This is a genomic window from Variovorax sp. GW821-FHT09B01 (assembly GCF_059418345.1).
The window spans coordinates 58,294-82,644 of sequence record NZ_JBWKPQ010000027.1; the positions used below are offsets into that span (position 1 = coordinate 58,294).

Annotated in this window: 25 protein-coding genes; 8 read left to right on the forward strand and 17 right to left on the reverse strand. The window is 68.9% G+C overall.

All coding sequences use genetic code 11. From position 1 onward, the window contains the following. Positions 1 to 79 precede the first annotated feature (79 nt). The 17 genes from AC07RV_RS39620 to AC07RV_RS39700 form a co-directional block, all read right to left on the reverse strand. Entirely contained in the window at positions 80 to 625 is a 546-nt protein-coding gene (locus tag AC07RV_RS39620; RefSeq protein WP_093350332.1) for a DUF3617 domain-containing protein, read from the reverse strand. A gap of 88 nt (positions 626 to 713) precedes the next feature. Beyond that, positions 714 to 1,424, reverse strand: a complete 711-nt coding sequence (locus AC07RV_RS39625; protein ID WP_296777894.1) for a phosphatase PAP2 family protein — start codon at positions 1,422 to 1,424, stop codon at positions 714 to 716. 49 nt (positions 1,425 to 1,473) lie between these two features. After that, positions 1,474 to 2,637 (reverse strand): Gfo/Idh/MocA family protein, encoded by a 1,164-nt coding sequence (locus tag AC07RV_RS39630; RefSeq protein WP_296777891.1) that lies wholly within the window; start codon positions 2,635 to 2,637, stop codon positions 1,474 to 1,476. Between the two features lie 84 nt (positions 2,638 to 2,721). Continuing rightward, positions 2,722 to 3,684, reverse strand: a complete 963-nt coding sequence (locus AC07RV_RS39635) for a substrate-binding domain-containing protein (RefSeq protein WP_209546173.1) — start codon at positions 3,682 to 3,684, stop codon at positions 2,722 to 2,724. A gap of 67 nt (positions 3,685 to 3,751) precedes the next feature. Continuing rightward, positions 3,752 to 4,762 carry an ABC transporter permease gene (locus AC07RV_RS39640; protein WP_057593972.1) on the reverse strand — a complete coding sequence of 337 codons (1,011 nt, stop codon included), beginning with the start codon at positions 4,760 to 4,762 and terminating at the stop codon, positions 3,752 to 3,754. 23 nt (positions 4,763 to 4,785) lie between these two features. Then, positions 4,786 to 6,303, reverse strand: coding sequence for a sugar ABC transporter ATP-binding protein (locus AC07RV_RS39645; protein WP_296777886.1), 1,518 nt, complete (start codon positions 6,301 to 6,303; stop codon positions 4,786 to 4,788). Beyond that, positions 6,300 to 7,469: an ROK family protein gene (locus AC07RV_RS39650; RefSeq protein ID WP_057593974.1), complete on the reverse strand. Its 1,170-nt coding sequence runs from the start codon at positions 7,467 to 7,469 to the stop codon at positions 6,300 to 6,302. Before AC07RV_RS39650 ends, AC07RV_RS39645 begins: the two co-directional genes overlap by 4 nt. Positions 7,470 to 7,722: 253 nt before the next feature. After that, complete coding sequence (locus AC07RV_RS39655) at positions 7,723 to 8,142, reverse strand: F0F1 ATP synthase subunit epsilon (RefSeq protein WP_057593975.1); 420 nt, start codon at positions 8,140 to 8,142, stop codon at positions 7,723 to 7,725. Positions 8,143 to 8,154: 12 nt separating this feature from the next. Then, positions 8,155 to 9,555 (reverse strand): F0F1 ATP synthase subunit beta, encoded by a 1,401-nt coding sequence (gene atpD, locus AC07RV_RS39660; RefSeq protein ID WP_203203954.1) that lies wholly within the window; start codon positions 9,553 to 9,555, stop codon positions 8,155 to 8,157. Positions 9,556 to 9,708: 153 nt separating this feature from the next. Next, a complete protein-coding gene (locus AC07RV_RS39665) occupies positions 9,709 to 10,116 on the reverse strand; it encodes a hypothetical protein (RefSeq protein WP_093350315.1) in 408 nt (135 codons plus the stop codon). An 89-nt stretch (positions 10,117 to 10,205) separates the two neighbouring features. Beyond that, a complete protein-coding gene (gene atpG / locus AC07RV_RS39670; protein ID WP_057593978.1) occupies positions 10,206 to 11,081 on the reverse strand; it encodes a F0F1 ATP synthase subunit gamma in 876 nt (291 codons plus the stop codon). Positions 11,082 to 11,102: 21 nt separating this feature from the next. After that, positions 11,103 to 12,656: a F0F1 ATP synthase subunit alpha gene (gene atpA, locus AC07RV_RS39675; protein WP_093350313.1), complete on the reverse strand. Its 1,554-nt coding sequence runs from the start codon at positions 12,654 to 12,656 to the stop codon at positions 11,103 to 11,105. A gap of 50 nt (positions 12,657 to 12,706) precedes the next feature. Next, on the reverse strand, positions 12,707 to 13,237 hold the full coding sequence (locus AC07RV_RS39680) for a F0F1 ATP synthase subunit delta (protein ID WP_093350310.1): 531 nt from the start codon (positions 13,235 to 13,237) through the stop codon (positions 12,707 to 12,709). 7 nt (positions 13,238 to 13,244) lie between these two features. Beyond that, entirely contained in the window at positions 13,245 to 13,715 is a 471-nt protein-coding gene (locus AC07RV_RS39685; protein WP_093350307.1) for a F0F1 ATP synthase subunit B, read from the reverse strand. A gap of 34 nt (positions 13,716 to 13,749) precedes the next feature. Next, entirely contained in the window at positions 13,750 to 14,013 is a 264-nt protein-coding gene (gene atpE / locus AC07RV_RS39690; protein ID WP_057593982.1) for a F0F1 ATP synthase subunit C, read from the reverse strand. Positions 14,014 to 14,074: 61 nt separating this feature from the next. Continuing rightward, a complete protein-coding gene (gene atpB, locus AC07RV_RS39695; RefSeq protein WP_093350304.1) occupies positions 14,075 to 14,971 on the reverse strand; it encodes a F0F1 ATP synthase subunit A in 897 nt (298 codons plus the stop codon). A gap of 24 nt (positions 14,972 to 14,995) precedes the next feature. After that, on the reverse strand, positions 14,996 to 15,469 hold the full coding sequence (locus tag AC07RV_RS39700; RefSeq protein WP_093350299.1) for an ATP synthase subunit I: 474 nt from the start codon (positions 15,467 to 15,469) through the stop codon (positions 14,996 to 14,998). Between the two features lie 126 nt (positions 15,470 to 15,595). On the opposite strand from AC07RV_RS39700, the gene AC07RV_RS39705 reads away from it, so the two are divergent. The 8 genes from AC07RV_RS39705 to AC07RV_RS39740 all read left to right on the forward strand — a co-directional run bounded on the left by AC07RV_RS39705 (position 15,596) and on the right by AC07RV_RS39740 (position 24,300). Beyond that, entirely contained in the window at positions 15,596 to 16,492 is an 897-nt protein-coding gene (locus AC07RV_RS39705) for a D-amino acid aminotransferase (RefSeq protein WP_296777871.1), read from the forward strand. After that, positions 16,489 to 16,815, forward strand: coding sequence for a YbeD family protein (locus AC07RV_RS39710; RefSeq protein ID WP_093350292.1), 327 nt, complete (start codon positions 16,489 to 16,491; stop codon positions 16,813 to 16,815). The genes AC07RV_RS39705 and AC07RV_RS39710 overlap by 4 nt, the downstream gene beginning before the upstream one ends. 13 nt (positions 16,816 to 16,828) lie before the next feature. Then, complete coding sequence (locus AC07RV_RS39715) at positions 16,829 to 18,061, forward strand: MBL fold metallo-hydrolase (protein ID WP_296777868.1); 1,233 nt, start codon at positions 16,829 to 16,831, stop codon at positions 18,059 to 18,061. Next, a complete protein-coding gene (lipB, locus tag AC07RV_RS39720; RefSeq protein WP_296777866.1) occupies positions 18,058 to 18,753 on the forward strand; it encodes a lipoyl(octanoyl) transferase LipB in 696 nt (231 codons plus the stop codon). The genes AC07RV_RS39715 and lipB overlap by 4 nt, the downstream gene beginning before the upstream one ends. A gap of 11 nt (positions 18,754 to 18,764) precedes the next feature. Further along, positions 18,765 to 19,748 (forward strand): lipoyl synthase, encoded by a 984-nt coding sequence (lipA, locus tag AC07RV_RS39725; protein WP_093350284.1) that lies wholly within the window; start codon positions 18,765 to 18,767, stop codon positions 19,746 to 19,748. A gap of 178 nt (positions 19,749 to 19,926) precedes the next feature. Then, positions 19,927 to 21,459, forward strand: coding sequence for a class I adenylate-forming enzyme family protein (locus AC07RV_RS39730; RefSeq protein ID WP_296777974.1), 1,533 nt, complete (start codon positions 19,927 to 19,929; stop codon positions 21,457 to 21,459). Between the two features lie 37 nt (positions 21,460 to 21,496). Beyond that, positions 21,497 to 22,957 (forward strand): sensor histidine kinase, encoded by a 1,461-nt coding sequence (locus tag AC07RV_RS39735; RefSeq protein ID WP_296777864.1) that lies wholly within the window; start codon positions 21,497 to 21,499, stop codon positions 22,955 to 22,957. Further along, positions 22,942 to 24,300 carry a sigma-54-dependent transcriptional regulator gene (locus AC07RV_RS39740; protein ID WP_296777861.1) on the forward strand — a complete coding sequence of 453 codons (1,359 nt, stop codon included), beginning with the start codon at positions 22,942 to 22,944 and terminating at the stop codon, positions 24,298 to 24,300. The genes AC07RV_RS39735 and AC07RV_RS39740 overlap by 16 nt, the downstream gene beginning before the upstream one ends. Positions 24,301 to 24,351 lie beyond the last annotated feature (51 nt).

Consider the following 24,351-nt stretch of genomic DNA (forward strand, 5'->3'; position numbering starts at 1 on the left):
TCGCGGCCCGCGGCGCCTCGGCCCGGATGCCGCGAGGCGCCGTGGGCCGGCGCCTACCCGCCGTGCCTGTCCGCGGTGCTCAGGGCTGCTTGCCGCGGCGCGCGGCCGTCATCTCGAGCACGTTCATCTTCATGCCGTTGGCCATCACCATGTCGCCGGGCTTCTGGCCGGCCTTGCAGGGGCCGACCCACTTCGCCTCGACGACGGCCATGCCTTCGCTGCGGCCCATCAGCGGCGGGCTGTAGGTCGACTTGCTTTCCACGCGGTAGGCCGAGCCGAAGTCACCGCTCATCACGGCGCGCGAGGTGGCGGTGGTGCTGCCGATCTTGCAGACCGAGTCGATCACCAGCTTGCCGCCCTCGGCGCGCAGGTCCTGCTTCGAGCACAGGCTGCGGCCCATGCCCTGGCCCATCTCGCGCAGGGCCTTGTCGGTGGCCGCGTCGATGCACTGCTGCATGGTGTGGCTGCCCTCCTTCGCGCCGCTGCCGTCGTCGCTGCGCATCTCCCACAGGCCGGGCTTGCGCGCGGGATAGTCGATCGCCACCGCGGGCCCGGCGAGCACGGTGCAGGGCAGCACCGCGGCGAAGGCGGCGAGGAAGGCCAGGACGAGGGGAAGGGTCTTCATGGGGCGGCTCCGGGCGCGGCGTGTCGAAGGCTCGACGATGCCCCGATTTGTACAGGGCGCCCCCGCGGCGCGGAATACCGCGATCGGTCTACGCCGCGCGGCCGGCCCCGGCGATGGAGCGCGCCCCGCTCGCCGCCGCGCGCACGCGCGTGGCCAGCCCGAACACCACGCCCAGCACGAAGCCGCCGCCCACGTCGATCAGCACGTGCTGGCGCACCGCCATGGTCGAGTAGACGATGCCCGCGGCCCACGCGATGTTGAGGCCGCGCAGCCAGGCGGGCGCACCCACGCTGCGCAGCTGGCGCGCGAGCACCACGCAGGCGAACACCGAGAACGACACGTGCAGCGAAGGAAAGGCATTGCCCGCCGAGTCCTTGGTCTTGAGGAAGTGCAGCGTGGTGCCGGGACTGGTGTCGATGGTGAAGTTGGGAATCGCCGTCGGCAGGCACCAGAACACGACGAGCGCGATGCTCGTCATCAGCGCGCAGGCGAGCGAGAACGCCGTGAGCTCGCGCCGGTCGCGCGAGAACAGCACCGGCAGCGCGATGTAGAGCCACAGCGACAGGTACACCGGCAGCAGCGCGGGCCAGAACGCGACGAGCCGGTCGATCGGCGTGAGCGGCAGCACCCAGGCCTCGCCCGAATGCCGCATGACCCAGAAGTACAGCGGGAAGAAGCCGATGGTGGCGACGGTGTTGCCGATCAGCTTGAGCGGCAGCAGCGCGAGCGCGCGGCAGCCCAGGGCGCGTGCCCAGGGCGTCGGCGTTGCTAAGGGCTTGGAGTCGGGGAAGGAGGTCATGGGCGCCGGAGGCGATGCGCGCGGGCCCCGCGGGTGCGGGGCCGCGGCATCACCAGGGCGTCCACTTTAAATCGCTTCGGGCCGAGGCCACCGTGCGTTCGATGAAGCGCACGCCGCGCGCCCCATCCTCCACGCGCGGGTAGTCGGCCTCGAGCGCATCGGCGCGCCGGCCTTCGAGGCGCGCGCGGATGTCGGCGGCGACGCCCGCGTAGACGTTGGCGAAGGCCTCGATGAAGCCTTCGGGATGGCCCGCGGGCAGGCGGCTCGCGCGGCGCGCCGACTCGTGCAGCCAGGGGGCGCCGCGCGTGAGCACGCGCTGCGGACCGTCGTGCGGCAGGTGCACCAGCCGGCTCGGCTGCTCCTGGTGCCACTCGAGCGTGCCCAGGGTGCCCGCGATGCGCACGCGCAGGTCGTTCTCGAGGCCGGTGCTGATCTGCGAGGCGATGAGCACGCCGCGCGCGCCGCCCTGGTAGCGCAGCAGCAGGCTGCCGTCGTCGTCGAGCTGGCGGCCGGCCACGTGCGCCGTGAGGTCGGCGCACAGGCTCTCGATCTCGAGGCCGGTCAGCGTGGCGACGAGGTTCTCGGCATGCGAGCCGATGTCGCCGATGGCGCCGGCCGCGCCGCTGCGCGCGGGGTCGGTGCGCCAGTCGGCCTGCTTGTTGCCGGTGCCCTCGAGCTGGCTCGCGAGCCAGCCCTGGTTGTATTCCACGACCACCTTGCGCAGCGTGCCGAGCTCGCCCGCGCGGATCATCGCGCGGGCCTGCCGCACCATGGGGTAGCCGGTGTAGTTGTAGGTGACGCCGAAGACCGTGCCCTGTGCCGCCACGCTGGCGACCAGCGCATCGGCCTGCTCGCGCGTGTGGACCAGCGGCTTGTCGCACACCACGTGGAAGCCGGCCTCGACGAAGGCCCGCGCCACCGGGTAGTGCACATGGTTGGGCGTGACGATCGAGACGAAGTCGATGCGCTCGCCGGCGGGCCGCTTCAGTTCATCGGCCAGCAGGGCCTGCCAGTCGCCATGGTTGCGCGCGTCGGCCAGGCCGAGGTCGGCGCCCGAGGCGCGCGCCTTGGCGGGATCGGAAGACAGCGCGCCGGCCACGAGCTCGATCCGGGCGTCGAGCGCGATGGCCTTGCGGTGCACGCCGCCGATGAAGGCATCGCGGCCGCCGCCGACCATGGCGTAGCGCAGCTTGCGATGGGGGGTGTCGGTCATCCAACTCCTTGAGGTTCCAGAGACGGGGTTCCCCCTCCCCGCGGGGAGAGGGAGCGAAGCGATCGGCCGGCCGGCCGATCCCGTTCAGAACGGCGAGTTCGGGTGGTAGAAGTCCTTGGCGTTGTCCTTGGTGATCAGCACCGACGGAATGATGGTGGTCGCGGGCAGCTTCTCGCCCTTCAGGCGCGCCTCGGCCGTGAGCTTGATGGCGTCGTAGATGAACTTCGGCGAGTAGCTCACGTCGGCCGTGATGCGCTTGTCCTTGGCGTCCATGATGGTCTTGACCATGCCCTTGGCGCCGGCACCGCCGAACACGATCTTGATGTCGTCGCGCTTGGCCTGCTCGATGGCCTTGAGCACGCCCACGGCCATGTCGTCGTCGGCGGCCCAGATGGCGTCGATCTGCTTGAAGCGCGTGAGGTAGTCCTGCGTGACCTTGAACGCGTCGTCGCGGTTCCAGTTGGCGTACTTGGCGTCGAGCAGCTTCACGTCGGGGCTGTTCTTGAGCACCGCGTTGAAGGCGTCCATGCGCTCGTTGTCGAGCGTGGTCGCGATGCCGCGCAATGCCACCACGTTGCCCTTGCCACCGAGCTGCTTGACGATGTACTCGGCCGGGATGCGGCCGAAGGCGGTGTTGTCGCCGGCCACGTAGGCGTCCTGCGCGCTGGTGTCGGTCAGGCCGCGGTCGACCACGGTGACGTAGGCACCCTTGGCCTTGACCTGCGCGACCGGCTTGGTCAGCGCGGCCGATTCGAACGGGAACACGACCAGCGCGTTGATCTTGGTGACCGTCGACAGGTCCTGCAGCTGGTTGGCCTGCTCGGGCGCGTTGGCGGCGGTCTTGATCGTGATCTTCAGGTCCTTGTGTTCCTTCTCGAGATCCTTCTTCGCCTGGTTGGCCCAGTAGTTGATGCCGCCCATGAAGCTGTGGGTGGCGGCGGGGATCGAAACGCCGAGGTTGACCTTGTCCGCGGCGAGCGCGGGCAGGCTGGCGAATGCCGCGGCGGCCACGGCCGTGAGCGCGATGCGTCGGGTGAAACGGGTCATGCTGATGTCTCCTCTTGGTGGATGGAACGGAACGGGAAGGAACCAGGTGTGGCCACGCCCAACGGCGTCATCGCTTTCCTCGCTGGAGGAAGGCCACGATGATGATCACGAAGCCCTGCACCGCGGCATTCAGGTACACGCTGATGATGCTGGTGAGGTTCAGGATGTTGCTGATGACCGAGAGCAGGATCGCGCCCACCACGGTGCCGGTGATGCTGCCCGCGCCGCCCTTGAGCGCGGTGCCGCCGACGATCACCGCGGCGATCGCCTCGAGCTCCCACAGGAGGCCCGTGGTCGGCGAGGCCGAGCCCAGGCGCGGCACGTACAGCAGCGTGGCGATGCCCACGCACACGCCGAGCAGCACGTAGGTCAGGATCTTCACGCGGTCGACGTCGACCGCGGCGTAGCGCGCCACCTGCTCGTTGGAGCCGATGGCCTGCACGTAGCGGCCGTAGGCGGTGCGGTTGAGGATCACGCCGCCGACGATGGCCACGATGACGAACACCCACACCGGCACCGGGATGCCCGCGAGGCTCGCGTAGTAGACCGGCGCGTAGAGGTCCGACAGCTCGTTGTCGAGCGTGAGCGCGCCGCCGTCGGCGAAGTAGGTGAGGTAGGCGCGGAAGATGCCCAGGGTGCCCAGCGTGACGATGAAGGGCTCGATGCGGCCCTTGGTGATGAGCAGGCCGTGCGCGAGGCCGAACAGCGCGCCCAGCACCACCGCGAGCACGGCACCGAGCATCACCGCCATCAGCGGCGAGCCGGTGGCCGGACCGGCCCAGTTGATGAACATGATCACGCTGCCCGCGATCAGCGCGGCCATCGAGCCCACCGACAGGTCGATGCCGCCCGAGATGATCACGAAGCACATGCCGACCGCGATGATGCCGATGAAGGCGGTGCGCGTGAGCACGTTCATCGCGTTGTCGACGGTGGCGAAGTCGCCGTTGAGCAGGGTGCCGGCGATGCACAGCAGCACCAGGCCGATGACGGGGCCGAGGCCGTGCAGGTGCTCGGTCCAGCGCGCCTTGGGCTGGGCGCGGTGGGTGTCGGCGGTGGGTTCGGGGCTGTTGTTCATGGGGGCCGGGTGTGGGTCGTGGCTCAGTGCGCGCCGGTGGCGTGGGCGATGAGCGCTTCTTCGCTCAGGTGGTCGGCGTCGAGCGTGGCGACCAGCCGGCCCGCGCGCATCACCGCGACGCGGTGGCACAGGCCGATCAGCTCCATGAGCTCGGACGAGATGACGATCACGGCCAGGCCCTCGCGCGCCAGGCGCTGGACCAGGAAGTAGATGTCGCGCTTGGCGCCCACGTCGACGCCGCGCGTGGGCTCGTCGAGCACCACCACGCGCGGGCGCGGCTGCAGCACCTTGGCGAGCGCGAGCTTCTGCTGGTTGCCGCCCGACAGCGACGAGGCCTTGACCTCGAGCGAGCCGGCGCGGATGCCGTAGTCCTTGACCGCCTCGGCCAGCGCGCCGCGCTCGGCCTCGGGCTTGAGCCAGGGCGTGGCGTAGCGCTCGAGCGCCATCAGCGTGAGGTTCTGGCGCAGGCCGAAGTGCACGTGCAGGCCCTTGCCCTTGCGGTCCTCGCTCAGGTAGGTGAGCCCGTGCTTCGCGGCGTCGCGCGGGCTGCGCCAGCCCTTGCCGTTGGGCACCGCGCGGCCGAGCATCTCGACGCTGCCGGCCGCGGGCCGCAGGCCCAGCAGGCCTTCGAACAGCTCGGTGCGGCCGGCGCCGACCAGGCCCGCGAAGCCGAGGATCTCGCCGGGGCGCACCTCGAAGCTCGCGTCCCGTGCCCAGCCGGGCACGCTGAAGCCCTGCACGCGCATCGCGGGCGCCTGCGCGGTGGACACCGGGTCGCGCGGCGGATAGAGGTCGGCCAGCTCGCGGCCCACCATCAGGTTGGCCATCTGCTGGCGCGTGACCTCGGCCGTGGGCGAGCGCGCGACGAAGCGACCGTCGCGCATCACGATCACCTCGTCGGTCACGCGCTCGACCTCGTCGAGCTTGTGCGAGATGTAGACGATGGTCACGCCGTCGGCGCGCAGCTGCGCGATCAGCTTGAACAGGCGCTCGGTCTCGCCGGGCGTGAGCGTGGCGGTGGGCTCGTCCATCACCAGCAGGCGCGCGCGGCGCGCGATGGCCTTGGCGATCTCCACCAGCTGCTTCTCGGCCACGATGAGCCGGCGCACCTTGGTGCGCGGATCGGCCTGCAGGCCCACTGCCGCCAGCGCGGCGGCCGACTCGCGCTCCATCGTGGCGTCGTCGAGGAACAGGCCCTTCTTCTTCTCGTGGCCGAGGAAGATGTTCTGCGCGATGCTCAGGTCCTCGGCGAGGTTGAACTCCTGGTGAATCAGCACGATGCCCAGCGCCTCGGCATCGCGCGAGCCGGCGAACTGCTGCGGCTGGCCGTTGATGCGCAGCGCGCCGCCCGTGAGGCCCTCGTAGCCCGAGAGGATCTTCATCAGCGTGGACTTGCCCGCGCCGTTCTCGCCGAGCAGGCCGTAGACCTTGCCGGGCGCGAGCGCGAAGCTCACGCCGTGCAGCACCTGCACCGGGCCGAAGGACTTGAGCACGCCGTCGAATTCGACCGCGACGCTGGTCTTGTCTTGCACTTCGCTCATGGCGCGATCCCCCTCGCCTTGAGGCTCTGCTGCATCGCGAGCACGCCGGCGCCGATCAGGCCACCCTGCGCGGCCAGCGGCGTGTACTGGATCTCGAGGTGGCGCGTCGACAGCGCGAGCGAGCGCTGGTAGACGCTCTGCCGCACGGCCGCGAGGAACAGCGGGCCGATGCGCGTGATGCCGCCGCCGATGAACACATGCGACGGATTGAAGAAGTTGACGACCGAAGCCAGCATCTGGCCGATGAGGTTGCCCGCGCGCTGCACGATGGCGTTGGCCGCGGGATCGCCGGCGCGGCTGGCTTGGCCGACGTCGAGGGCCTCGATGCGGCCCTGGCTGCGCAGCACCTCGGCCAGCACGGCGCTCTCGCCGGCCTCGGCCGCCTGCACCGCCATGCGCGTGATCGCGGGACCGGCCGCCATCGCCTCGACGCAGCCCAGGTTGCCGCAATGGCAGCGCGGCCCTTCCTGGTCGACGCAGATGTGGCCCACGTCGCCGGCCGAACCGGCGGCGCCGCGGTAGACCTCGCCGTGGCAGACGATGCCGCAGCCGATGCCGGTGCCGATCTTGATGACGAGGAAGTTCGAGAGCGAGCGCTTGAGGCGCCAGAGTTCGCCGAGGGCCATCAGGTTGACGTCGTTGTCGACGAACACCGGCGCGGCATAGTCCTCGCGCAGGTAGTCGCGGATCGAGAAGCTGTCCCAGGCCGGCATCAGCGGCGGATTGACGAGCTGGCCGATCTCGAAGTTGACCGGGCCGGGCACGCCGATGCCGATGCCGAACACGTCGCGCGCCGTGCGGCCGCAGCGGCCCAGCAGTTCGCGCATCAGCGCGCGCACGCGTGCCAGCACGACCGCGGGGCCATCGCGCACGTCGGCCGCTTCCTCGTGCTGCGCGAGCACCGTGAGGTCGGGCTGCAGCACGGCGACACCGAGGCTGGTGGCGCCGATGTCGACGCCCACGAGCACGCCGAGGTCGGCATGGAGCTGGAGGTTTTCGGGGCGGCGTCCGCCCGAGGAACGCTGCAGGCCGGCTTCGGCCAGGAGGCCCTGCTCGAGCAGCCCGGCGATCAGCGCATTGGCCTTGCTCTTGGAGAAGCCGAGTTCCTCGGCCATGGCATGGCGCGAACCGCCGGCCGACCAGAAGGTGGTCTCCAGCAAACGCATTTCGTCCGCAGTGATGCCGCTCCAGGGTGCCACGCGCGCTTGTCTCCGGTTCTTTGTCGGGACCCGGCGGCATCGAGGCCGGCGGGCGAAGGCGAATACTAGGAGCAGGGCTTCAGCCAGACAAGGCTGAACTTCGACCATATTCAGATCGAAGACGACTGGATTCGGCCTTGAAGACCAGGCCTCGCGCCGAGCCGGGACGAAAAAAAGCCGCCTCGATAGGCGGCCTTCGGAAAGCAGCAAGCCCGCAGGCTTACTTCTTCTGGCGGTACTTGCGCAGCGCTGCGATCTGCGCGGCCATCACGGCCAGTTCCGATTGCGCCATCGCGATGTCGATGTCGCTCTTGGCGTTCTTCAGCGCTTCCTCGGCGGCGGCCTTGGCCTGGTTGGCCTTCTCGTCGTCGAGGTCCTTGCCGCGGATCGCGGTGTCCGACAGCACGGTCACGGCGTTCGGCTGCACTTCGAGGATGCCGCCGGCGACGAAGACGAATTCCTCGTTGCCGTCGGCCGTTTCGATGCGCACGGCGCCGGGGCGGATGCGCGTGATCAGCGGGGTGTGGCGCGGATAGATGCCGAGCTCACCGGCTTCACCGGGCAGCGCGACGAACCTGGCTTCGCCCGAGAAGATCGACTCTTCCGCGCTGACCACGTCCACATGAATGGTGCCTGCCATGGTGATTCCTTCTTAAGCGACCTTCTTGGCCTTCTCGAACGCTTCGTCGATGCTGCCCACCATGTAGAACGCTTGTTCCGGCAGGTGGTCGGCTTCGCCGTTCACGATCATCTTGAAGCCGCGGATGGTTTCCGACAGCGGCACGTACTTGCCGGGCGAGCCCGTGAACACTTCGGCCACGTGGAAAGGCTGCGACAGGAAACGCTGGATCTTGCGGGCGCGGGCCACGGCGAGCTTGTCGTCGGGCGCCAGTTCGTCCATGCCCAGGATCGCGATGATGTCGCGCAGTTCCTTGTAGCGCTGCAGCGTGCCTTGCACCGAGCGGGCCACGTTGTAGTGCTCTTCGCCGACCACGTTCGGGTCGAGCTGGCGCGAGGTCGAATCCAGCGGGTCCACGGCGGGGTAGATACCGAGCGAAGCGATGTCGCGCGACAGCACCACGGTCGAGTCCAGGTGGGCGAAGGTGGTGGCGGGCGACGGGTCGGTCAAGTCGTCGGCGGGCACGTACACGGCCTGGATCGAGGTGATCGAGCCGACCTTGGTCGAGGTGATCCGCTCTTGCAGGCGGCCCATTTCCTCGGCCAGCGTCGGCTGGTAGCCCACGGCGGAAGGCATGCGGCCCAGCAGTGCCGACACTTCGGTACCGGCCAGCGTGTAGCGGTAGATGTTGTCGACGAAGAACAGAACGTCGCGGCCTTCGTCGCGGAACGACTCGGCGATGGTCAGGCCGGTCAGCGCCACGCGCAGACGGTTGCCCGGCGGTTCGTTCATCTGGCCGTAGACCATCGACACCTTCGAGTTCGGCAGGTCGTCGAGGTCCACCACCTTGGCGTCCGACATTTCATGATAGAAGTCGTTGCCTTCGCGGGTACGTTCACCCACGCCGGCGAACACCGACAGACCCGAGTGGGCCTTGGCGATGTTGTTGATGAGTTCCATCATGTTCACGGTCTTGCCCACGCCGGCGCCGCCGAACAGGCCCACCTTGCCGCCCTTGGCGAACGGGCACACCAGGTCGATCACCTTGATGCCGGTTTCCAGCAGGTCCTGCGAGGGCGACAGTTCGTCGTACGCGGGGGCCTTGCGGTGGATGGGAGCGGTCAGCTCCTGGCTGACGGGACCGCGCTCGTCGATGGGCGCGCCCAGCACGTCCATGATGCGGCCGAGGGTGGCCTTGCCGACCGGCACCGTGATAGGTGCGCCGGTGTTGGTCACGATGAGGCCGCGGCGCAGGCCGTCCGACGAGCCCAGCGCAATCGTGCGCACCACGCCATCACCGAGCTGTTGTTGCACTTCGAGGGTCAGCGCGCTGCCTTCGAACTTCAAGGCGTCGTACACCTTGGGCATCTGGTCACGCGGGAACTCCACGTCGACCACGGCGCCGATACATTGGACAATTTTTCCTTCAGCCATGGCGTTTCCTTCTGGATGGATTCTCAATAAATTTGCGACAGGTTCTTGCAGAAGCGTCCTGGTGCCAATGCGGGCCGCTTTTGCAAGAATGCCGGCCGGGCCGGCATCCTCGAGGTCAATGACGATGCGTTCGGATCTCTACGCTCGCCGTGCTCAGCACTTCATCGCCGTGGCTTGCGCGGCGAAAGCGTCCGACGCAGCCTTGCAGGCCTGGCCCAGGGCGGCCTTGTCGGCACCCATCGAAGCCCAGGTCGCCTTGGTCTGATCGAGGCTGGCCTTCATCGCGTCGGCGGCGGCACCGCTTTGCGAGCTGACGCAAGCGCTGACCTTCGTCAGGTAGTCGTTGCACTCTTGCGGCAGGTCGGCGGCCGAAGCCGTCGGTGCTGCTGCAGCCGGTGCCGAGGCAGGCGCTGCCGGTGCCGCGGCGGGAGCCGAAGCAGCGGGAGCAGGCGCCGGAGCCGGTGCGGCCGCCGGAGCGGGCGCGGGTGCCGGTGCCTCTTCCTTCTTGGAACAGGCGGTCAGAGCGGCAGCCACGGCCACCAGAGCGAGAAATTTCTTCATTGAATCGAGTCCCCTTTTTTCTGAGCTGGGCCGTTGTCACCGGTCCGCGTACGGACCCGTGGGCAATGTGGCCCTGTGCATTGCCTCGATCAGACGCCCGCCGCTGCGGCCGCGCCCGACACGATTTCCGAAAGCTCCTTCGTGATGCCGGCCTGGCGGGTCTTGTTGTAGACCAGCTTCAGCTCGCTGATCACGTTGCCCGCGTTGTCGGTGGCGGCCTTCATCGCGACCATGCGCGCCGATTGCTCGGACGCCATGTTCTCGGCCACGGCCTGGTAGACCAGCGATTCCACGTAGCGCACCAGCAGCTCGTCGATGACGCTCTGCGCATCGGGCTCGTAGATGTAGTCCCAGGCGTGCTGGCCGCTCTCGACCTGCAGCGTCTCGGAAGCGAGCGGCAGCAGCTGCTCGACCACCGATTCCTGGCGCATCGTGTTGATGAACTTCGTGTAGCACAGGTACACGGCGCTCAGCTTGCCCTCGGCGTACGCGTCGAGCAGGACCTTGACCGGGCCGATCAGCTTGTCGAGGTGCGGCGTGTCGCCCAGCTGGGTGACATGCGACACCACGCGGGCGCCGATCCGGTTGAGGAAGCCCAGGCCCTTGTTGCCGATGGCGACCGCCTCGACCGCGTTGCCGGCCGACTGCTGCTCGCGCAGCTTGGCGGTGACGGCGCGCAGCACGTTGGTGTTCATGCCGCCGCACAGACCCTTGTCGGTCGTGACGACGATGAAGCCCGCGGCCTTGGCCTCGTTCTCCTTCATGAACGCGTGCGTGTACTCCGGATTCGCCTGGCCGAGGTTGGCCGCGATGTTGCGGATCTTCTCGCTGTAGGGGCGGGCGGCGCGCATGCGTTCCTGCGCCTTGCGCATCTTCGACGCGGCCACCATTTCCATGGCCTTGGTGATCTTCTTGGTGTTCTCCACCGATTTGATCTTGCCGCGGATTTCCTTACCAGCTGCCATGAGGATTCCTTTGGGGGTCGATCAGGCGAACGACTTCTTGAACGAGGTGATCGCCGCGTGCAGTTCGGCTTCCGAGTCCTTGTCGATCGCCTTGGCCTGTTCGATCTTGTCGAGCAGGGCCGCGTGGCTGGTCTTGAGGAACTGGTGCAGGCCGTGCTCGAAGGCCAGGACCTTCTTGACGTCGAGATCGTCCATGAAGCCCTTGTTGACCGCGAACAGCGACGCGCTCATCAGCGAGATGGACAGCGGGCTGTACTGGGCCTGCTTCAGCAGTTCGGTCACGCGGGCACCGCGGTCGAGCTGCTTGCGGGTGGCTTCGTCGAGGTCGGAAGCGAACTGCGCGAACGCAGCCAGTTCACGGTACTGCGCGAGGTCGGTACGGATACCGCCCGACAGGCCCTTGATCGCCTTGGTCTGTGCCGACGAACCCACGCGCGACACCGAGATACCGGCGTTGATGGCGGGGCGGATGCCGGCGTTGAACAGGCTGGTTTCCAGGAAGATCTGGCCGTCGGTGATCGAGATCACGTTGGTCGGCACGAAGGCGGACACGTCGCCGGCCTGCGTTTCGATGATCGGCAGCGCGGTCAGCGAACCGGTCTTGCCCTTGACTTCACCCTTGGTGAAGGCTTCGACGTAGTCGGCGTTCACGCGGGCCGCGCGCTCGAGCAGGCGGCTGTGGAGATAGAACACGTCGCCGGGGTAGGCTTCGCGGCCCGGCGGGCGGCGCAGCAGCAGCGACACCTGGCGGTAGGCCACGGCCTGCTTCGACAGGTCGTCATAGACGATCAGGGCGTCCTGGCCGCGGTCGCGGAAGTATTCGCCCATCGTGCAGCCCGAGTAGGCCGACACGTACTGCATGGCGGCCGATTCCGACGCCGATGCGGCCACCACGATGGTGTAGTCCATCGCGCCGGCTTGTTCGAGGGAGCGCACCACGTTCTTGATCGACGAAGCCTTCTGGCCGATCGCGACGTAGACGCAGGTCATGTTCTGACCCTTCTGGTTGATGATCGCGTCGATCGCCACGGCGGTCTTGCCGGTCTGGCGGTCACCGATGATCAGCTCGCGCTGGCCACGGCCGACGGGCACCATCGAGTCGATCGACTTGAGGCCGGTCTGCATCGGCTGGTCGACGGACTTCCGTGCGATCACGCCCGGGGCGACCTTCTCGATCACGTCGGTCATCTTGGCGTTGATCGGACCCTTGCCGTCGATCGGCTGGCCCAGCGCGTTGACCACGCGGCCGATGAGCTCGGGGCCCACCGGCACTTCCAGGATGCGGCCCGTGCACTTGACGGTGTCGCCTTCCGAGATGTGCTCGTACTCGCCCAGAATCACGGCGCCGACGGAATCGCGCTCGAGGTTCAGCGCCAGGCCGTACGACGGGACGCCGTCGGCCGTGGGCGGGAACTCGAGCATTTCGCCCTGCATCGCGTCCGACAGGCCGTGCACGCGCACGATGCCGTCGGTCACCGACACCACGGTGCCCTGGTTACGGATATCTGCGCTGACGCCAAGCCCTTCGATGCGGCTCTTGATCAGCTCGGAAATTTCTGCGGGATTGAGTTGCATGACTCTTTCCTTCTTTCAATAAATAGGGCTTACCGCGGCGACAGACCGCCTCAGGCGGTGAGCGCAGCTTTCATTTGTTCGAGCCGGGCCTTGACGGACATGTCGAGCACCTCGTCGCCGACCACGGCACGGATGCCGCCGATCAGTTCGGGGTCGATCGCGACGCTCGTCTTGAGCTTGCGACCGAAGCGACGCACGAGCGCCGCCTCGATGTCCTGCAGCGCGGCGCCTTCGATCGGGAAGGCGCTGTAGATCACCGCATCGGACGAACCGCTGCTGGCGTTCTTGAGGGCACGGAACTGGACCGCCACCTCGGGAACGGCCGCGAGGCGGCCGTTGTCGAGGACAGTGCGAAGGAAGTTCGTGCCGAGGTCCGGCAGCGGCTGGGACAGCAGGCCGGCGACCAGGCCGACGACCTGCTCGGGCGCGACCTTGGGATTGGCCGCGAACTGCAGCAGCTGCGGGTTCCCGACGACGGCGGCCAGCTGGTCGATCCAGCCGGTGGTGGCGTCGAGGTTGCCGGCACTGGCCTGGAACAGCGCTTCAGCGTAGGGACGGGCAATGGTCGCGAGTTCGGCCATGTCGTCCTCAGAGCTCGGTCTTCAGGCGCTGGAGCAGGTCGGCATGGACGCCGGCGTCGACTTCCTTGCGGAGAATCTGCTCGGCACCCTTGACGGCCAGCGCGGCAACCTGCTCGCGCAGGGCTTCGCGGGCGCGCACGGTCTGCTGCTCGGCCTCGTCGCGGGCAGCCGCGACGATCTTGTTGGCCTCTTCGTTCGCACGGCCCTTGGCTTCTTCGATGATCTGCTGGGCGCGGCGCTCGGCGTCGGCCAGACGGCTGGCGGTCTCGGTGCGAGAAGCCGACAGTTCCTGTTCGACGCGCTGGTTGGCGGACTGCAGTTCGGCCTTGGCCTTGTCGGCGGCCGCCAGGCCCGCGGCGATCTTTTGTGCCCGGTCATCCAAAGCCTTCGCGATCGGCGGCCACACGAATCTCATCGTGAACAGCACGAGCAACAGGAAGACGATGGCCTGAACGAACAGGGTCGCGTTGATACTCACGGCAACACCTTTCTAGAGTGGCGTTGAAACCGGATTACTTCGGCAGGGCGGACAGGAAGGGGTTGGCGAACGCGAACAGCAGGGCGATGGCCACGCCGATCAGGAAGGCCGCGTCGATCAGACCGGCCAAGATGAACATCTTGGTCTGCAGGTCGTTCATCAGTTCGGGCTGACGGGCCGACGATTCCAGAAACTTGCCACCCATCAGGGCGATACCGATCGATGCACCGATAGCGCCGAGACCGACGATCAGACCACAGGCGAGAGCAACGAGACCGAGAACGTTGGATGCTTCCATGATGACTCCTTAGATTTAACTGGATGAATGCAAAAGAAAAAGAACGAAAGGGAACCGAGCCTCAGTGGGCCTCATGAGCCTGGCCCAGATAAATGAGCGTCAGCATCATGAAAATGAATGCCTGGAGCGTGATCACCAGAATGTGGAAGATCGCCCAGACAGTACCGGCAATGACGTGGCCCACTGGCAACAGCACTCCCGAGAACGACGCAGCCATCGCGCCGCCCATGAGCGCGATCAGCATGAAAACGAGTTCGCCCGCGTACATGTTGCCGAACAGTCGCATGCCATGCGACACGGTCTTGGCCACGTACTCGATGATCTGCATCAGCAGGTTGACGATGCCGAGGATCACGGCAAACGCGGGGTTCTTGCTGGTGCCGAACGGCGCGGTCACCAGTTCGTGCGCCCAGCCGCCGACGCCCTTGATCTTGATGCTGTAGAGCAGGCACAGCAGCAGCACGGAGGTCGACAGGCCCAGCGTGGTGGACAGGTCGGCCGTCGGCACGGCGCGCATGTACGCGTGGTGCGGATCGTGGCCGGCAACTTCATGCAGCTTCGCCCAGATGGCCGGCAGCAGATCCACCGGCAGCATGTCCATCGCGTTGAGCAGGAAGATCCAGACGAACACCGTGAGCGCGAGCGGCGCAATGAACTTGCGGCTCTTGGCGTTGTGGATGTTGGCCTTGGTCTGGTTGTCGACCATCTCGACCAGGATCTCGACCGCGGCCTGGAAGCGGCCCGGCACGCCCGACGAGGCCTTGCGCGCGGCCAGCCAGAGCACGAAGCAGCCCAGTGCGCCGATGATCAGCGCATACAGGACGGAGTCGAGATTGATGATGTTGAAGTCGACGATCGACTTCTGCACCACGGGATTGAGACTCCAGTCGACCTGCCAATGCTGGAGGTGATGAACGATGTACTCACTCGCAGTCGGTGCGTGTCCTTCGGCGGCCATCTTCAGCGTCTCTTTTTTAAACAGTCAAATCCGGTTCAACAACCTGGGCCGCACCACGAGCGCGATCCAGTACGTCTTCAGGGCGGCGATCACGCCAGCGACCAGCGCCAGCCAGTTCAGCCCTCCGACCAGCCACGGTGCCGCGACCAGCATGGCCACGGTCAGCACGATCTTGATCGACTCCCACACAAAAAACCTCAGCATGGCAGCGGACTGTGACACTGCTCCCGTTCCGCGCCGTACGCCTCGAACGAACAGCGCCGCCGGTACAGCCACCGCCATCGCTCCATAGAGCGCCGACACGGCGGCGGACGACAGTCCAGTCCACACCCATGCAACTCCCGCCACGATCACTCCCAAGGCCACTTGGGCCCCGATCACCCACCAGGGCGACAGTTCGGGATTTTGCTCGCGCAGCCGCTGCGCCTCTTCGGGCGTGAGCGGCTCGAAATCAGAGATTTCGGCCTCGGGTTCGGCTTCAGGGGTCTTGGTTGTCATTTGGAATGCGACCCCTTGCCTACCGCGAATTCTACAAAGCCTCTGATTATAAGGACAAACCCGCGCCGATCCTGACATCTTGGGCGCACAAGCGACACCTTCGGCCCGGCGCTCATAATTTGCGCCATGCAATCCCTGCCCGCCACCCTGTGCCATCTCGATGGCGAATACCTTCCGCTGCGCGACGCGAAGATCAGCGTCCTGGACCGCGGCTTCATCTTCGGCGACGGCATCTACGAAGTGATCCCGGCCTACGACGGCCACCTGTTCTGCCTCGACGAACACCTGGCCCGGCTCGAGCGCTCGCTCGCCGAGGTCCGCATCCCGAACCCGCACACGCGCGAGGGCTGGCGCGCGCTGGCCGGGCGGCTGGTGGCCTCGGCGGCCGGCGAAGCCAGCGTTTCGGTCTACATCCAGGTCACGCGCGGGGTGGCGCCGCGCGACCACGCGATGGTCCAGGGCATCGTGCCCACCGTCTTCGCGATGGTCAACTCCCTCACCCTGCCCGGCGAGGCGGCGCGCACGGACGGGGTGCGATGCGTGACGGCCGACGAGTTCCGCTGGGCCAAGGCGCACATCAAGAGCACCAGCCTGCTGGGCGCGGTGATCGCGCGCCAGATCGGCGTCGACGCGGGCGCGACCGAGACCGTGATGTTCCGCGACGACTGGCTCAGCGAGGCCGCCTCGAGCAACGTCTGGGTGGTCAAGGACGGCACCGTGCTCGGCCCGCCGCGCGACAACCTGGTGCTGACCGGCATCCGCTACGGCCTGCTCGAGCGCCTGTGCGCCGAGCACGGCATCCCGTTCGCGCTGCGGCGCATCGCGCGCGACGAGGTGTTCGCCGCCGACGAGCTGATGATCTCCTCGGCCACCAAGGAGGTGCTGCCCGTGACGCAGCTCGACGACCGGCCCATTGGCAATGGCCGACCCGGCCCCATCTACCAGAGCTTGTACGCGGCCTACCAGGAGGCCAAGCGACGCAACGCACAGGCGCAGCAGCCGCCACGAGGAGTATCCGCATGAGCACCGAACGTCCCGACACGCCCGCACCGGCCGCCGACGCGGCCGACGCCGTCACCGATCCGCGCAAGGATTCGCTGATCGAGTACCCCTCGCAGTTCCCGATCAAGGTGATGGGCGCGAAGGTCGACGGTTTCGTGCACGCGATCACCCAGATCGCCGAGCGCTTCGACCCGAGCTTCGACGCCACCACCGTCGAGCTGCGCGACAGCAAGGCCGGCAACTACCTCGGCGTGACGATCACCGTGACCGCCACCAGCCGCGAGCAGCTCGACGACATCTACCGCGCCCTGTCCTCGCACCCGATGGTCAAGGTCGTGCTCTGAGCACGGGCGAGCGATGCCGCATTCCGCGCTGACACGCTGGCGGCACCTCGCGGCCGCGCTGTGCGCGGGCGGCCTGGCGGTGGCCTGCTCCACCGCCCCCAATCCCTACTACGACGCGAGCCGCCCGCACCACCGCAGCGACGGCTTCCAGGACAACTACGTCGAGTTCCAGCCCAAGAACTTCTTCATCGACGTGCTGGTGCGCTGGCAGATCCCGTCCTGGTTCAAGGGCCTGCCGAAAGCGCCCGAGGCGCCGCCGCCGGTGGTGAAGCCCGAGCTCGCGCTGCTGCGCGCCAACGCCACGGCGCAGCCGATGCGCCCCACCGCCACCTTCATCGGCCATGCCACCGTGCTGGTGCAGCTGCCGACCGCGACCGGCGGTCTCAACGTGCTGACCGACCCGGTGTTCGGCGAGCGCGCCTCGCCGGTGTCCTTCGCGGGCCCGAAACGCTTCCAGCCGCCGGGCCTGGCGCTGGCCGAACTGCCGCGCATCGACCTGGTGCTGATCAGCCACAACCACTACGACCACCTCGACGAGGCCAGCGTGAAGGCGCTCGCGGCGCAGCCCGGCGGATCGCCGCTGTTCGTGGTGCCGCTGGGCATCGCGCCCTGGCTGGCCGAGCGCGGCATCGCCAACGCGGTCGAGCTCGACTGGTGGGACAGCCTCGAGCTGCCGGCCGGCACCGGCGCCGGCAGCGCCCCGCCGCAGGCTTCGCAGGTGCGCATCCAGCGCAACGGCGCGGGCCTCGCGGCCACGACGGACGCCACCCAGGTCTTCCTCACGCCCGCCCAGCACTGGAGCGCGCGCGGCCTCGGCGACCGGCTGAAGACGCTGTGGGGCGGTTTCGCCGTGCTGTCGCCGAAGCTGCAGCTCTTCTATTCGGGCGACACCGGCTATTCGCGCGACTTCGCCGACATCCAGGCCCGCTTCGCGCCGCGCCAGGGCCCGGCCCAGGGCGGCGGCTTCGATCTCGCGCTGCTGCCCGTGGGCGCCTACGAGCCGCGCTGGTTCATGAAGGACCAGCACGTGAATCCCGAGGAGAGCGTGCGCATCCACCGCGAGCTCGGCGCCAAGCGCAGCCTGGGCGTGCACTGGGGCACCTTCGCGCTGACCGACGAGGCGCTCGACCAGCCGCCGCGCGACCTCGCTGCCGCGCGCCAGGCCCAGGGCGTGGCCGCCGACGATTTCTTCACGCTCGCCATCGGCGAGACCCGCACCCTGCCCGAGCGGCAGCCCCCACGATGAGCACCGACACCGCAGCGCCCCCCATCGCCCTCGACCGGCAAGGCCGCGTCGACTACGCCGCCACCTTCGCCGCGATGAAGCAGTTCACGCTGGAACGCACGCCGGATACGCCCGATGCGCTATGGATTTGCGAGCACGCGCCGGTCTTCACGCAGGGCATCGCGGGCCGCCAGGACCACATCCTCAACCCCGGCGAGATCCCCGTGGTACAGACCGACCGCGGCGGCCAGGTCACCTTCCACGGCCCGGGCCAGGTGGTGGCCTATCCGTTGATCGACCTGCGCCGCGCGGGCTACTTCGTCAAGGAATACGTCTACCGGCTCGAGGAGGCGGTGCTGCGCACGCTGTCGCATTTCGGCGTCACCGGCCACCGCGTGGCGGGCGCGCCCGGCATCTACGTGCGCCTGGACGACCCGTTCTCGCATGCCGCCCTCACCGGCCCGCGGCCCGAGCACGACCCGTTCCGCGGCCTCGGCAAGATCGCCGCGCTGGGCATCAAGGTCAGCCGTCACGCCACCTACCACGGCGTGGCGCTCAACGTCGACATGGACCTCGAACCCTTCTCGCGGATCAACCCTTGCGGCTACGCCGGGCTGCAAACGGTCGACCTTTCTACAATCGGCGTCCAATCCACATGGGAAGAAGCCGCCGCCGTGCTGGGCCGCAAGCTCGGTACTTTCCTGGCGCCTTGACGAGAACTCCAATGAGCACCACCGAAGTCGTCCGCGACGCCCAGAGCGCCGAAACCTACAACCCGCTGGCCAAGCAGAAGGCCGCGGCCAAGCTCTCGCGCATCCCCGTCAAGGTGATCCAGCAGGGCGAGGTGCTCAAGAAGCCCGAGTGGATCCGCGTCAAGGCCGGCAGCCCGACCACGCGCTTCTACGAGATCAAGCAGATCCTGCGCGAGAGCAACCTGCACACGGTCTGCGAGGAAGCCTCGTGCCCGAACATCGGCGAATGCTTCGGCAACGGCACCGCCACCTTCATGATCATGGGCGACAAGTGCACGCGGCGCTGCCCCTTCTGCGACGTGGGCCATGGCCGCCCCGATCCGCTCGACAAGGACGAGCCGCTCAACCTCGCGAAGACCATCGCCAAGCTGCGCCTGAAGTACGTGGTGATCACCAGCGTCGACCGCGACGACCTGCGCGACGGCGGCAGCCAGCACTTCGTCGACTGCATCCGCAACATCCGCGAGCTCTCGCCGATGACGCAGATCGAGATCCTGGTGCCCGACTTCCGCGGCCGCGACGACCGCGCGCTCGAGATCCTCAAGGCCGCGCCGCCCGACGTGATGAACCACAACCTCGAGACCGCGCCGCGCCTGTACAAGGAAGCGCGCCCGGGCAGCGACTACCAGTTCAGCCTCAACCTGCTGAAGAAGTTCAAGGCGCTGCACCCCGAGGTCCCGACCAAGAGCGGCATCATGGTCGGCCTCGGCGAGACCGACGAGGAGATCCTGCAGGTGATGCGCGACATGCGCGCCCACGACATCGACATGCTGACCATCGGCCAGTACCTGTCGCCGTCGGGCTCGCACCTGCCGGTGCGCCGCTACGTGCACCCCGACACCTTCAAGATGTTCGAGGAAGAGGCCTACAAGATGGGCTTCTCGCACGCGGCCGTGGGCGCGATGGTGCGCTCGAGCTACCACGCGGACCAGCAGGCGCACGCGGCCGGCGTCTGAGCCGCGCGAGCCCCCTGCGACGAGCGGCCTCCGGGCCGCTTTTTTCATGGCGCGGCCCGTCGCCTCGGGCTCACCGGGCGCCGGGCATCTTCGCTATCCTGCAAGACCGGCAACGACCGAGGATCCGACCTTGCAGCAACCCGCTTCCGCTTCTTCCGACGCTTCCTTTCAGGCCCTGATGGAACGCGACTTCGGCGTGATCGCCGACCTGATCCGCTTCCACGCGCACAACACCCCCGAGCGCCCCGCGCTCGCCGACGCCGCGCAGCAGCTCGACTACCGCGCGCTCGACGCGCTGATGGACCGCATCGCCGCCAGCCTGCAGCGCGACGGCCTGCGCGCCGGCGACGCGATCGCGGTCTGCGCCGCCTCGTCGGTGAACTACGCGGCCGTGTTCCTCGGCGCGCTGCGCGCGGGCGTGGCGGTGGCGCCGCTGGCCCCGGGCTCCACGCCGTCCAGCCTGGCGCGCATGATCTCCGACGCCGATGCGCGCATCCTCTTCGCCGACGCGGGCGCGGCCGAGGTGATCGGTGCGGCGCAGCCCGGCGGCATCGCGCGCGTGGCGCTCGACGGCTCGGCCATCGGCCGATCGCTGGCCGACTGGCTCGCGCCCGAGGGCGCCACGCCCGAGCCCGCCGACGTGCAGCCCGGCACGGCCTTCAACATCATCTATTCCTCGGGCACCACCGGCGAGCCCAAGGGCATCGTGCAGGGCCACGGCATGCGCTGGGCCCATGTGCAGCGCGGCGCCAAGTACGAGTACGACAGCCACACCGTCACGCTGCTGTCGACGCCGCTGTACTCGAACACCACGCTGGTCGTGTTCTTCCCCACGCTGGCCTTCGGCGGTTGCGTGGTGCTGATGCCCAAGTTCGACGCGCTCGGCTACCTGCAGCTGGCCGAACGGCATCGCGTGACCCACACCATGCTGGTGCCGGTGCAGTACCAGCGGCTGATGGCGCATCCGCGCTTCGACGCACACGACCTTTCGGCCTACCGCTTCAAGTTCAGCACCAGCGCGCCCTTCAATGCCGCGCTCAAGGCCGACGTGCTCGCGCGCTGGCCCGGCGGACTGATCGAGTTCTACGGCATGACCGAGGGCGGCGGCACCTGCATCCTCGAGGCCCACCTGCATCCGACCAAGCTGCACACCGTGGGCCAGCCGGCGCCGGGCAGCGACATCCGGCTGATCGACGAGGAAGGCCGCGAGCTGCCGGCCGGCGACACCGAGGTGGCCGGCGAGGTGGTCGGCCACTCGGCCGGCATGATGACCGGCTACCACCGCCAGCCCGAGAAGACACGCGAGGCCGAATGGTTCGACGCGACGGGCAAGCGCTTCATCCGCACCGGCGACGTGGGCCGCTTCGACGCCGACGGCTTCCTCACGCTGTTCGACCGCAAGAAGGACATGATCATCAGCGGCGGCTTCAACATCTACCCGAGCGACCTCGAGGCGGTGCTGCGCTGCCATGCGGCCGTGGCCGACGTGGCGGTGGTCGGCGTGCCCTCCGAGCAATGGGGCGAGACGCCGATGGCCTTCGTGGTGCGCCGCGAGGGCGATGCCACCGCCGCCGAGGCGCTGCTGCAGTGGGCCAATGCCCAGGTCGGCAAGACGCAGCGGCTCGCGGGTCTGGCGCTGATCGACGAGTTGCCGCGCAGCGCGATCGGCAAGGTGCTCAAGCGCGAGCTGCGAGAACGCGTCCGCGGCTGACGCGCCGCGACCCGAAGACCGGGCAGGATCGCGGCAGATGAAATCCCTGCGCGGTCAACTGGTCTTCTTCTGGGTGCTGCTGCTCGGCATGTGCGCCGCGCTCGCGGTCGTGATGTTCACGCTCTACCGCAGCAGCGCGGGCGCCCAGGTGGCGGCCGGGCGCGCCGCCACCGAGCAGTCCTGCCGCGCGATCGCGGCGCGCTACGCCAAGTCGATCGCCGCGCCCGCGCCGCCGCGGCCCGAGGTCGACCTGCTGCGCGTGCTGCTGCAACTCGTGCTGATCGAGGCGCCGCAGGTCGAGGGCGGCGTCTGGCACGCGGTCGACGGTCCCCTGGCCTACGCCTTCCCGACCTACGAGGGCAGCGGCGTCAAGCGCGACGTGCCCGCGGCCGAGCAGCCGCTGATCGCCCAGCTGGCGCAGCTCGCGGCGCGCACCCGCCAGCCGCAGACCGACGTGGTGCGCGGCAGCCGCGAGGCGCTGATCGTCTCGGCCTGCCCGCTGCCCGCGCCGGCCGACGACCTCGCCGCCTGGACCATGACGCGCACCAGCGGCGGCGCGCTCGCCGCCCAGGACAGCCTGCGCACCGGGCTCGGCGTGCTGCTGTTGCTGGTGCTGGCCTCGGGCCTGTGGCTGGGCTCGATCCTGCTGCGCGGGCTGCGCCACGTGCAGCGCCTCGAGAGCCGGCTGGCGCAGGCCGACGCCGACGGCGACGCCATGCCCGAGCTGCCGCGCACCGGCGTGCGCGAGCTCGACCGCATCGTCGACGGTTTCAACCGCTACCGGCTGCGCTTCGAGGAGGCGCGCGCCCACCTGCGCGCGGCCGCGCAGCAGCGCAGCCGCGACCAGCGGCTGGCCGCGCTGGGCCGCATGACGGGCGGCATCGCGCACGAGATCCGCAACCCCATCGCTACCATGCGGCTGAAGGCCGAGAACGCGCTGGCCGCCTCGCCCGAGCGGCAAGGCCCGGCGCTGCAGGCCATCGTCGGCCAGATCGACCGGCTCGACGGACTGGTGCAGAGCCTGCTCGCGCTGGTGCAGCCGGTGACGCTGGCGCCGGTGCCGGTGCCGCTCGCGCGTTGGCTCGAGGAGCGGCTGGCGGCCGTGGCGCCGAAGGCCGAGGCCGCGGGCGTGCGGCTCGCGCTGCGGCACGAGGCGCCCGAGAGCGCCGTGTTCGACCCCGTGCACCTGGCCCGCGCCATCGACAACCTGCTCGACAACGCCGTGCGCCATGCGCCGCGCGGCGGCGAGGTCGTGCTCGCGGCGGTGCAGCCCGATGCGCGCACGCTCGCGCTGCGCGTCGACGACGACGGCGCGGGCGTGCCCGAGTCGCTGCAGGCCAGCCTGTTCGAGCCCTTCGCCACCGGCCGCGCCGACGGCACCGGCCTGGGCCTGGCGCTGGCGCGCGAGGTGGCGCTGGCGCATGGCGGCGAGCTGCGCCACCTGCCGCTGGCGCCGGGCACCCGTTTCGAACTGGAGCTTCCATGGCGCACCTCCTGATCGTCGACGACGACGACGCTTTCCGCGACACGCTGGCCGAAACCCTCGAGGGCCTGGGCCATGGCGTGACGGCCGTGGCCGGCGGCGCCGAGGCCCTCGAGGCGCTCGCGCACACGCGCTTCGACGCCGTGTTCCTCGACCACCGCATGCCCGGCATGGACGGCCTGCAGACGCTCTCGGCGCTGCGCGCCCGCGCGGGCCGGCTGCCGCCGGTGATCGTGCTGACCGCGTTCTCGAGCGCGGGCAACACCATCGAGGCGATGCGCCTGGGCGCCTTCGACCACCTGGCCAAGCCGATCGGCCGCGAGGCGGTGCGCGAGGTGCTCGAGCGCGCGCTGCAGCAGCGCACGGCGGCCGCGCCTTCGTCCGCTCCCGACGACGAGGACGACGCCGCGCTGATCGGCCCGGGCGAGGCCATGCGCGAGGTGCACAAACGCATCGGCCTGGCCGCCGCCAGCGCGATGCCGGTGCTGGTGCTCGGCGAGACGGGCACCGGCAAGGAAATGGTGGCGCGCGCGCTGCACCGCCATTCGGCGCGCGCCGGCGGGCCCTTCGTGGCCATCAACTGCTCGGCCATCCCGAAGGAACTGCTCGAGAGCGAGCTGTTCGGCCATGTGCGCGGCGCCTTCACGGGCGCCACCGGCGAGCGGCTCGGCTGCTTCCGCGCGGCCGACGGCGGCGTGCTGCTGCTCGACGAGATCGGCGACATGGCGCTCGACGTGCAGGCCAAGATGCTGCGCGCGCTGCAGGAGGGCGAGGTCACGCCGCTGGGCGGGCACCGCACGGTGAAGGTCGACGTGCGCGTGGTCGCCGCGACCCACCGCGACCTGCGCGCGGCCGTGCGCGAGGGGCGCTTTCGCGAGGACCTGCTGTACCGGCTCGACGTGCTGTCGATCCGGCTGCCGCCGCTGCGCGAGCGGCTGGCCGACATCATCCCGCTGGCCGAGCACTTCCTGCGCCGCGCGGTCCCGCGCGATGCGACCGAGCCGCCGAAATCGCTGTCGGCCGAAGCGGCCCGGCGCCTGCTCGGCCACCCCTGGCCCGGCAACGTGCGCGAGCTGCGCAATGCGATGGAGCGCTGCCAGGCGCTGGTGCGGCACCGCGTGATCGGCGACGCGGACCTGGCCGCCGCGCTGGGCGCACCGCCGGCCGCCGATGCCGCGCCGGCGCTGCCCGCGGACTGGCTCGAGGGCGAGCTGCCGGTGGCCGTCGAAAGGCTGGAACGGCTGCTGATCGCGCATGCGCTCGCGCAGACGCAGGGCAACCGGGCCGAGGCGGCGCGGCGGCTCGGCATCCACCGCCAACTGCTCTATCGCAAGCTGACGCAGTACGGCCTCGAATGAAGCGGTGTCCGGAAAGCGGACGCCCGCTGTCTCCGGATCATCCGGACGCCG

Bases quoted from the DNA above. Each gene is read 5' to 3' on its own strand.
- AC07RV_RS39635 (WP_209546173.1), bottom strand. From the start codon at position 3,684: ATGACCCGTTTCACCCGACGCATCGCGCTCACGGCCGTGGCCGCCGCG.
- AC07RV_RS39680 (WP_093350310.1), bottom strand. From the start codon at position 13,237: ATGGCCGAACTCGCGACCATTGCCCGTCCCTACGCTGAAGCGCTGTTC.
- atpG (WP_057593978.1), bottom strand. From the start codon at position 11,081: ATGGCAGCTGGTAAGGAAATCCGCGGCAAGATCAAATCGGTGGAGAAC.
- AC07RV_RS39710 (WP_093350292.1), top strand. From the start codon at position 16,489: ATGAGCACCGAACGTCCCGACACGCCCGCACCGGCCGCCGACGCGGCC.
- lipA (WP_093350284.1), top strand. From the start codon at position 18,765: ATGAGCACCACCGAAGTCGTCCGCGACGCCCAGAGCGCCGAAACCTAC.
- AC07RV_RS39715 (WP_296777868.1), top strand. From the start codon at position 16,829: ATGCCGCATTCCGCGCTGACACGCTGGCGGCACCTCGCGGCCGCGCTG.
- AC07RV_RS39705 (WP_296777871.1), top strand. From the start codon at position 15,596: ATGCAATCCCTGCCCGCCACCCTGTGCCATCTCGATGGCGAATACCTT.
- AC07RV_RS39645 (WP_296777886.1), bottom strand. From the start codon at position 6,303: ATGAGCGAAGTGCAAGACAAGACCAGCGTCGCGGTCGAATTCGACGGC.
- AC07RV_RS39665 (WP_093350315.1), bottom strand. From the start codon at position 10,116: ATGAAGAAATTTCTCGCTCTGGTGGCCGTGGCTGCCGCTCTGACCGCC.
- AC07RV_RS39735 (WP_296777864.1), top strand. From the start codon at position 21,497: ATGAAATCCCTGCGCGGTCAACTGGTCTTCTTCTGGGTGCTGCTGCTC.
- atpD (WP_203203954.1), bottom strand. From the start codon at position 9,555: ATGGCTGAAGGAAAAATTGTCCAATGTATCGGCGCCGTGGTCGACGTG.
- AC07RV_RS39625 (WP_296777894.1), bottom strand. From the start codon at position 1,424: ATGACCTCCTTCCCCGACTCCAAGCCCTTAGCAACGCCGACGCCCTGG.
- AC07RV_RS39730 (WP_296777974.1), top strand. From the start codon at position 19,927: ATGGAACGCGACTTCGGCGTGATCGCCGACCTGATCCGCTTCCACGCG.
- AC07RV_RS39640 (WP_057593972.1), bottom strand. From the start codon at position 4,762: ATGAACAACAGCCCCGAACCCACCGCCGACACCCACCGCGCCCAGCCC.
- AC07RV_RS39655 (WP_057593975.1), bottom strand. From the start codon at position 8,142: ATGGCAGGCACCATTCATGTGGACGTGGTCAGCGCGGAAGAGTCGATC.
- AC07RV_RS39700 (WP_093350299.1), bottom strand. From the start codon at position 15,469: ATGACAACCAAGACCCCTGAAGCCGAACCCGAGGCCGAAATCTCTGAT.
- AC07RV_RS39650 (WP_057593974.1), bottom strand. From the start codon at position 7,469: ATGCGTTTGCTGGAGACCACCTTCTGGTCGGCCGGCGGTTCGCGCCAT.
- AC07RV_RS39630 (WP_296777891.1), bottom strand. From the start codon at position 2,637: ATGACCGACACCCCCCATCGCAAGCTGCGCTACGCCATGGTCGGCGGC.
- lipB (WP_296777866.1), top strand. From the start codon at position 18,058: ATGAGCACCGACACCGCAGCGCCCCCCATCGCCCTCGACCGGCAAGGC.
- AC07RV_RS39620 (WP_093350332.1), bottom strand. From the start codon at position 625: ATGAAGACCCTTCCCCTCGTCCTGGCCTTCCTCGCCGCCTTCGCCGCG.
- AC07RV_RS39740 (WP_296777861.1), top strand. From the start codon at position 22,942: ATGGCGCACCTCCTGATCGTCGACGACGACGACGCTTTCCGCGACACG.
- atpA (WP_093350313.1), bottom strand. From the start codon at position 12,656: ATGCAACTCAATCCCGCAGAAATTTCCGAGCTGATCAAGAGCCGCATC.
- atpE (WP_057593982.1), bottom strand. From the start codon at position 14,013: ATGGAAGCATCCAACGTTCTCGGTCTCGTTGCTCTCGCCTGTGGTCTG.
- atpB (WP_093350304.1), bottom strand. From the start codon at position 14,971: ATGGCCGCCGAAGGACACGCACCGACTGCGAGTGAGTACATCGTTCAT.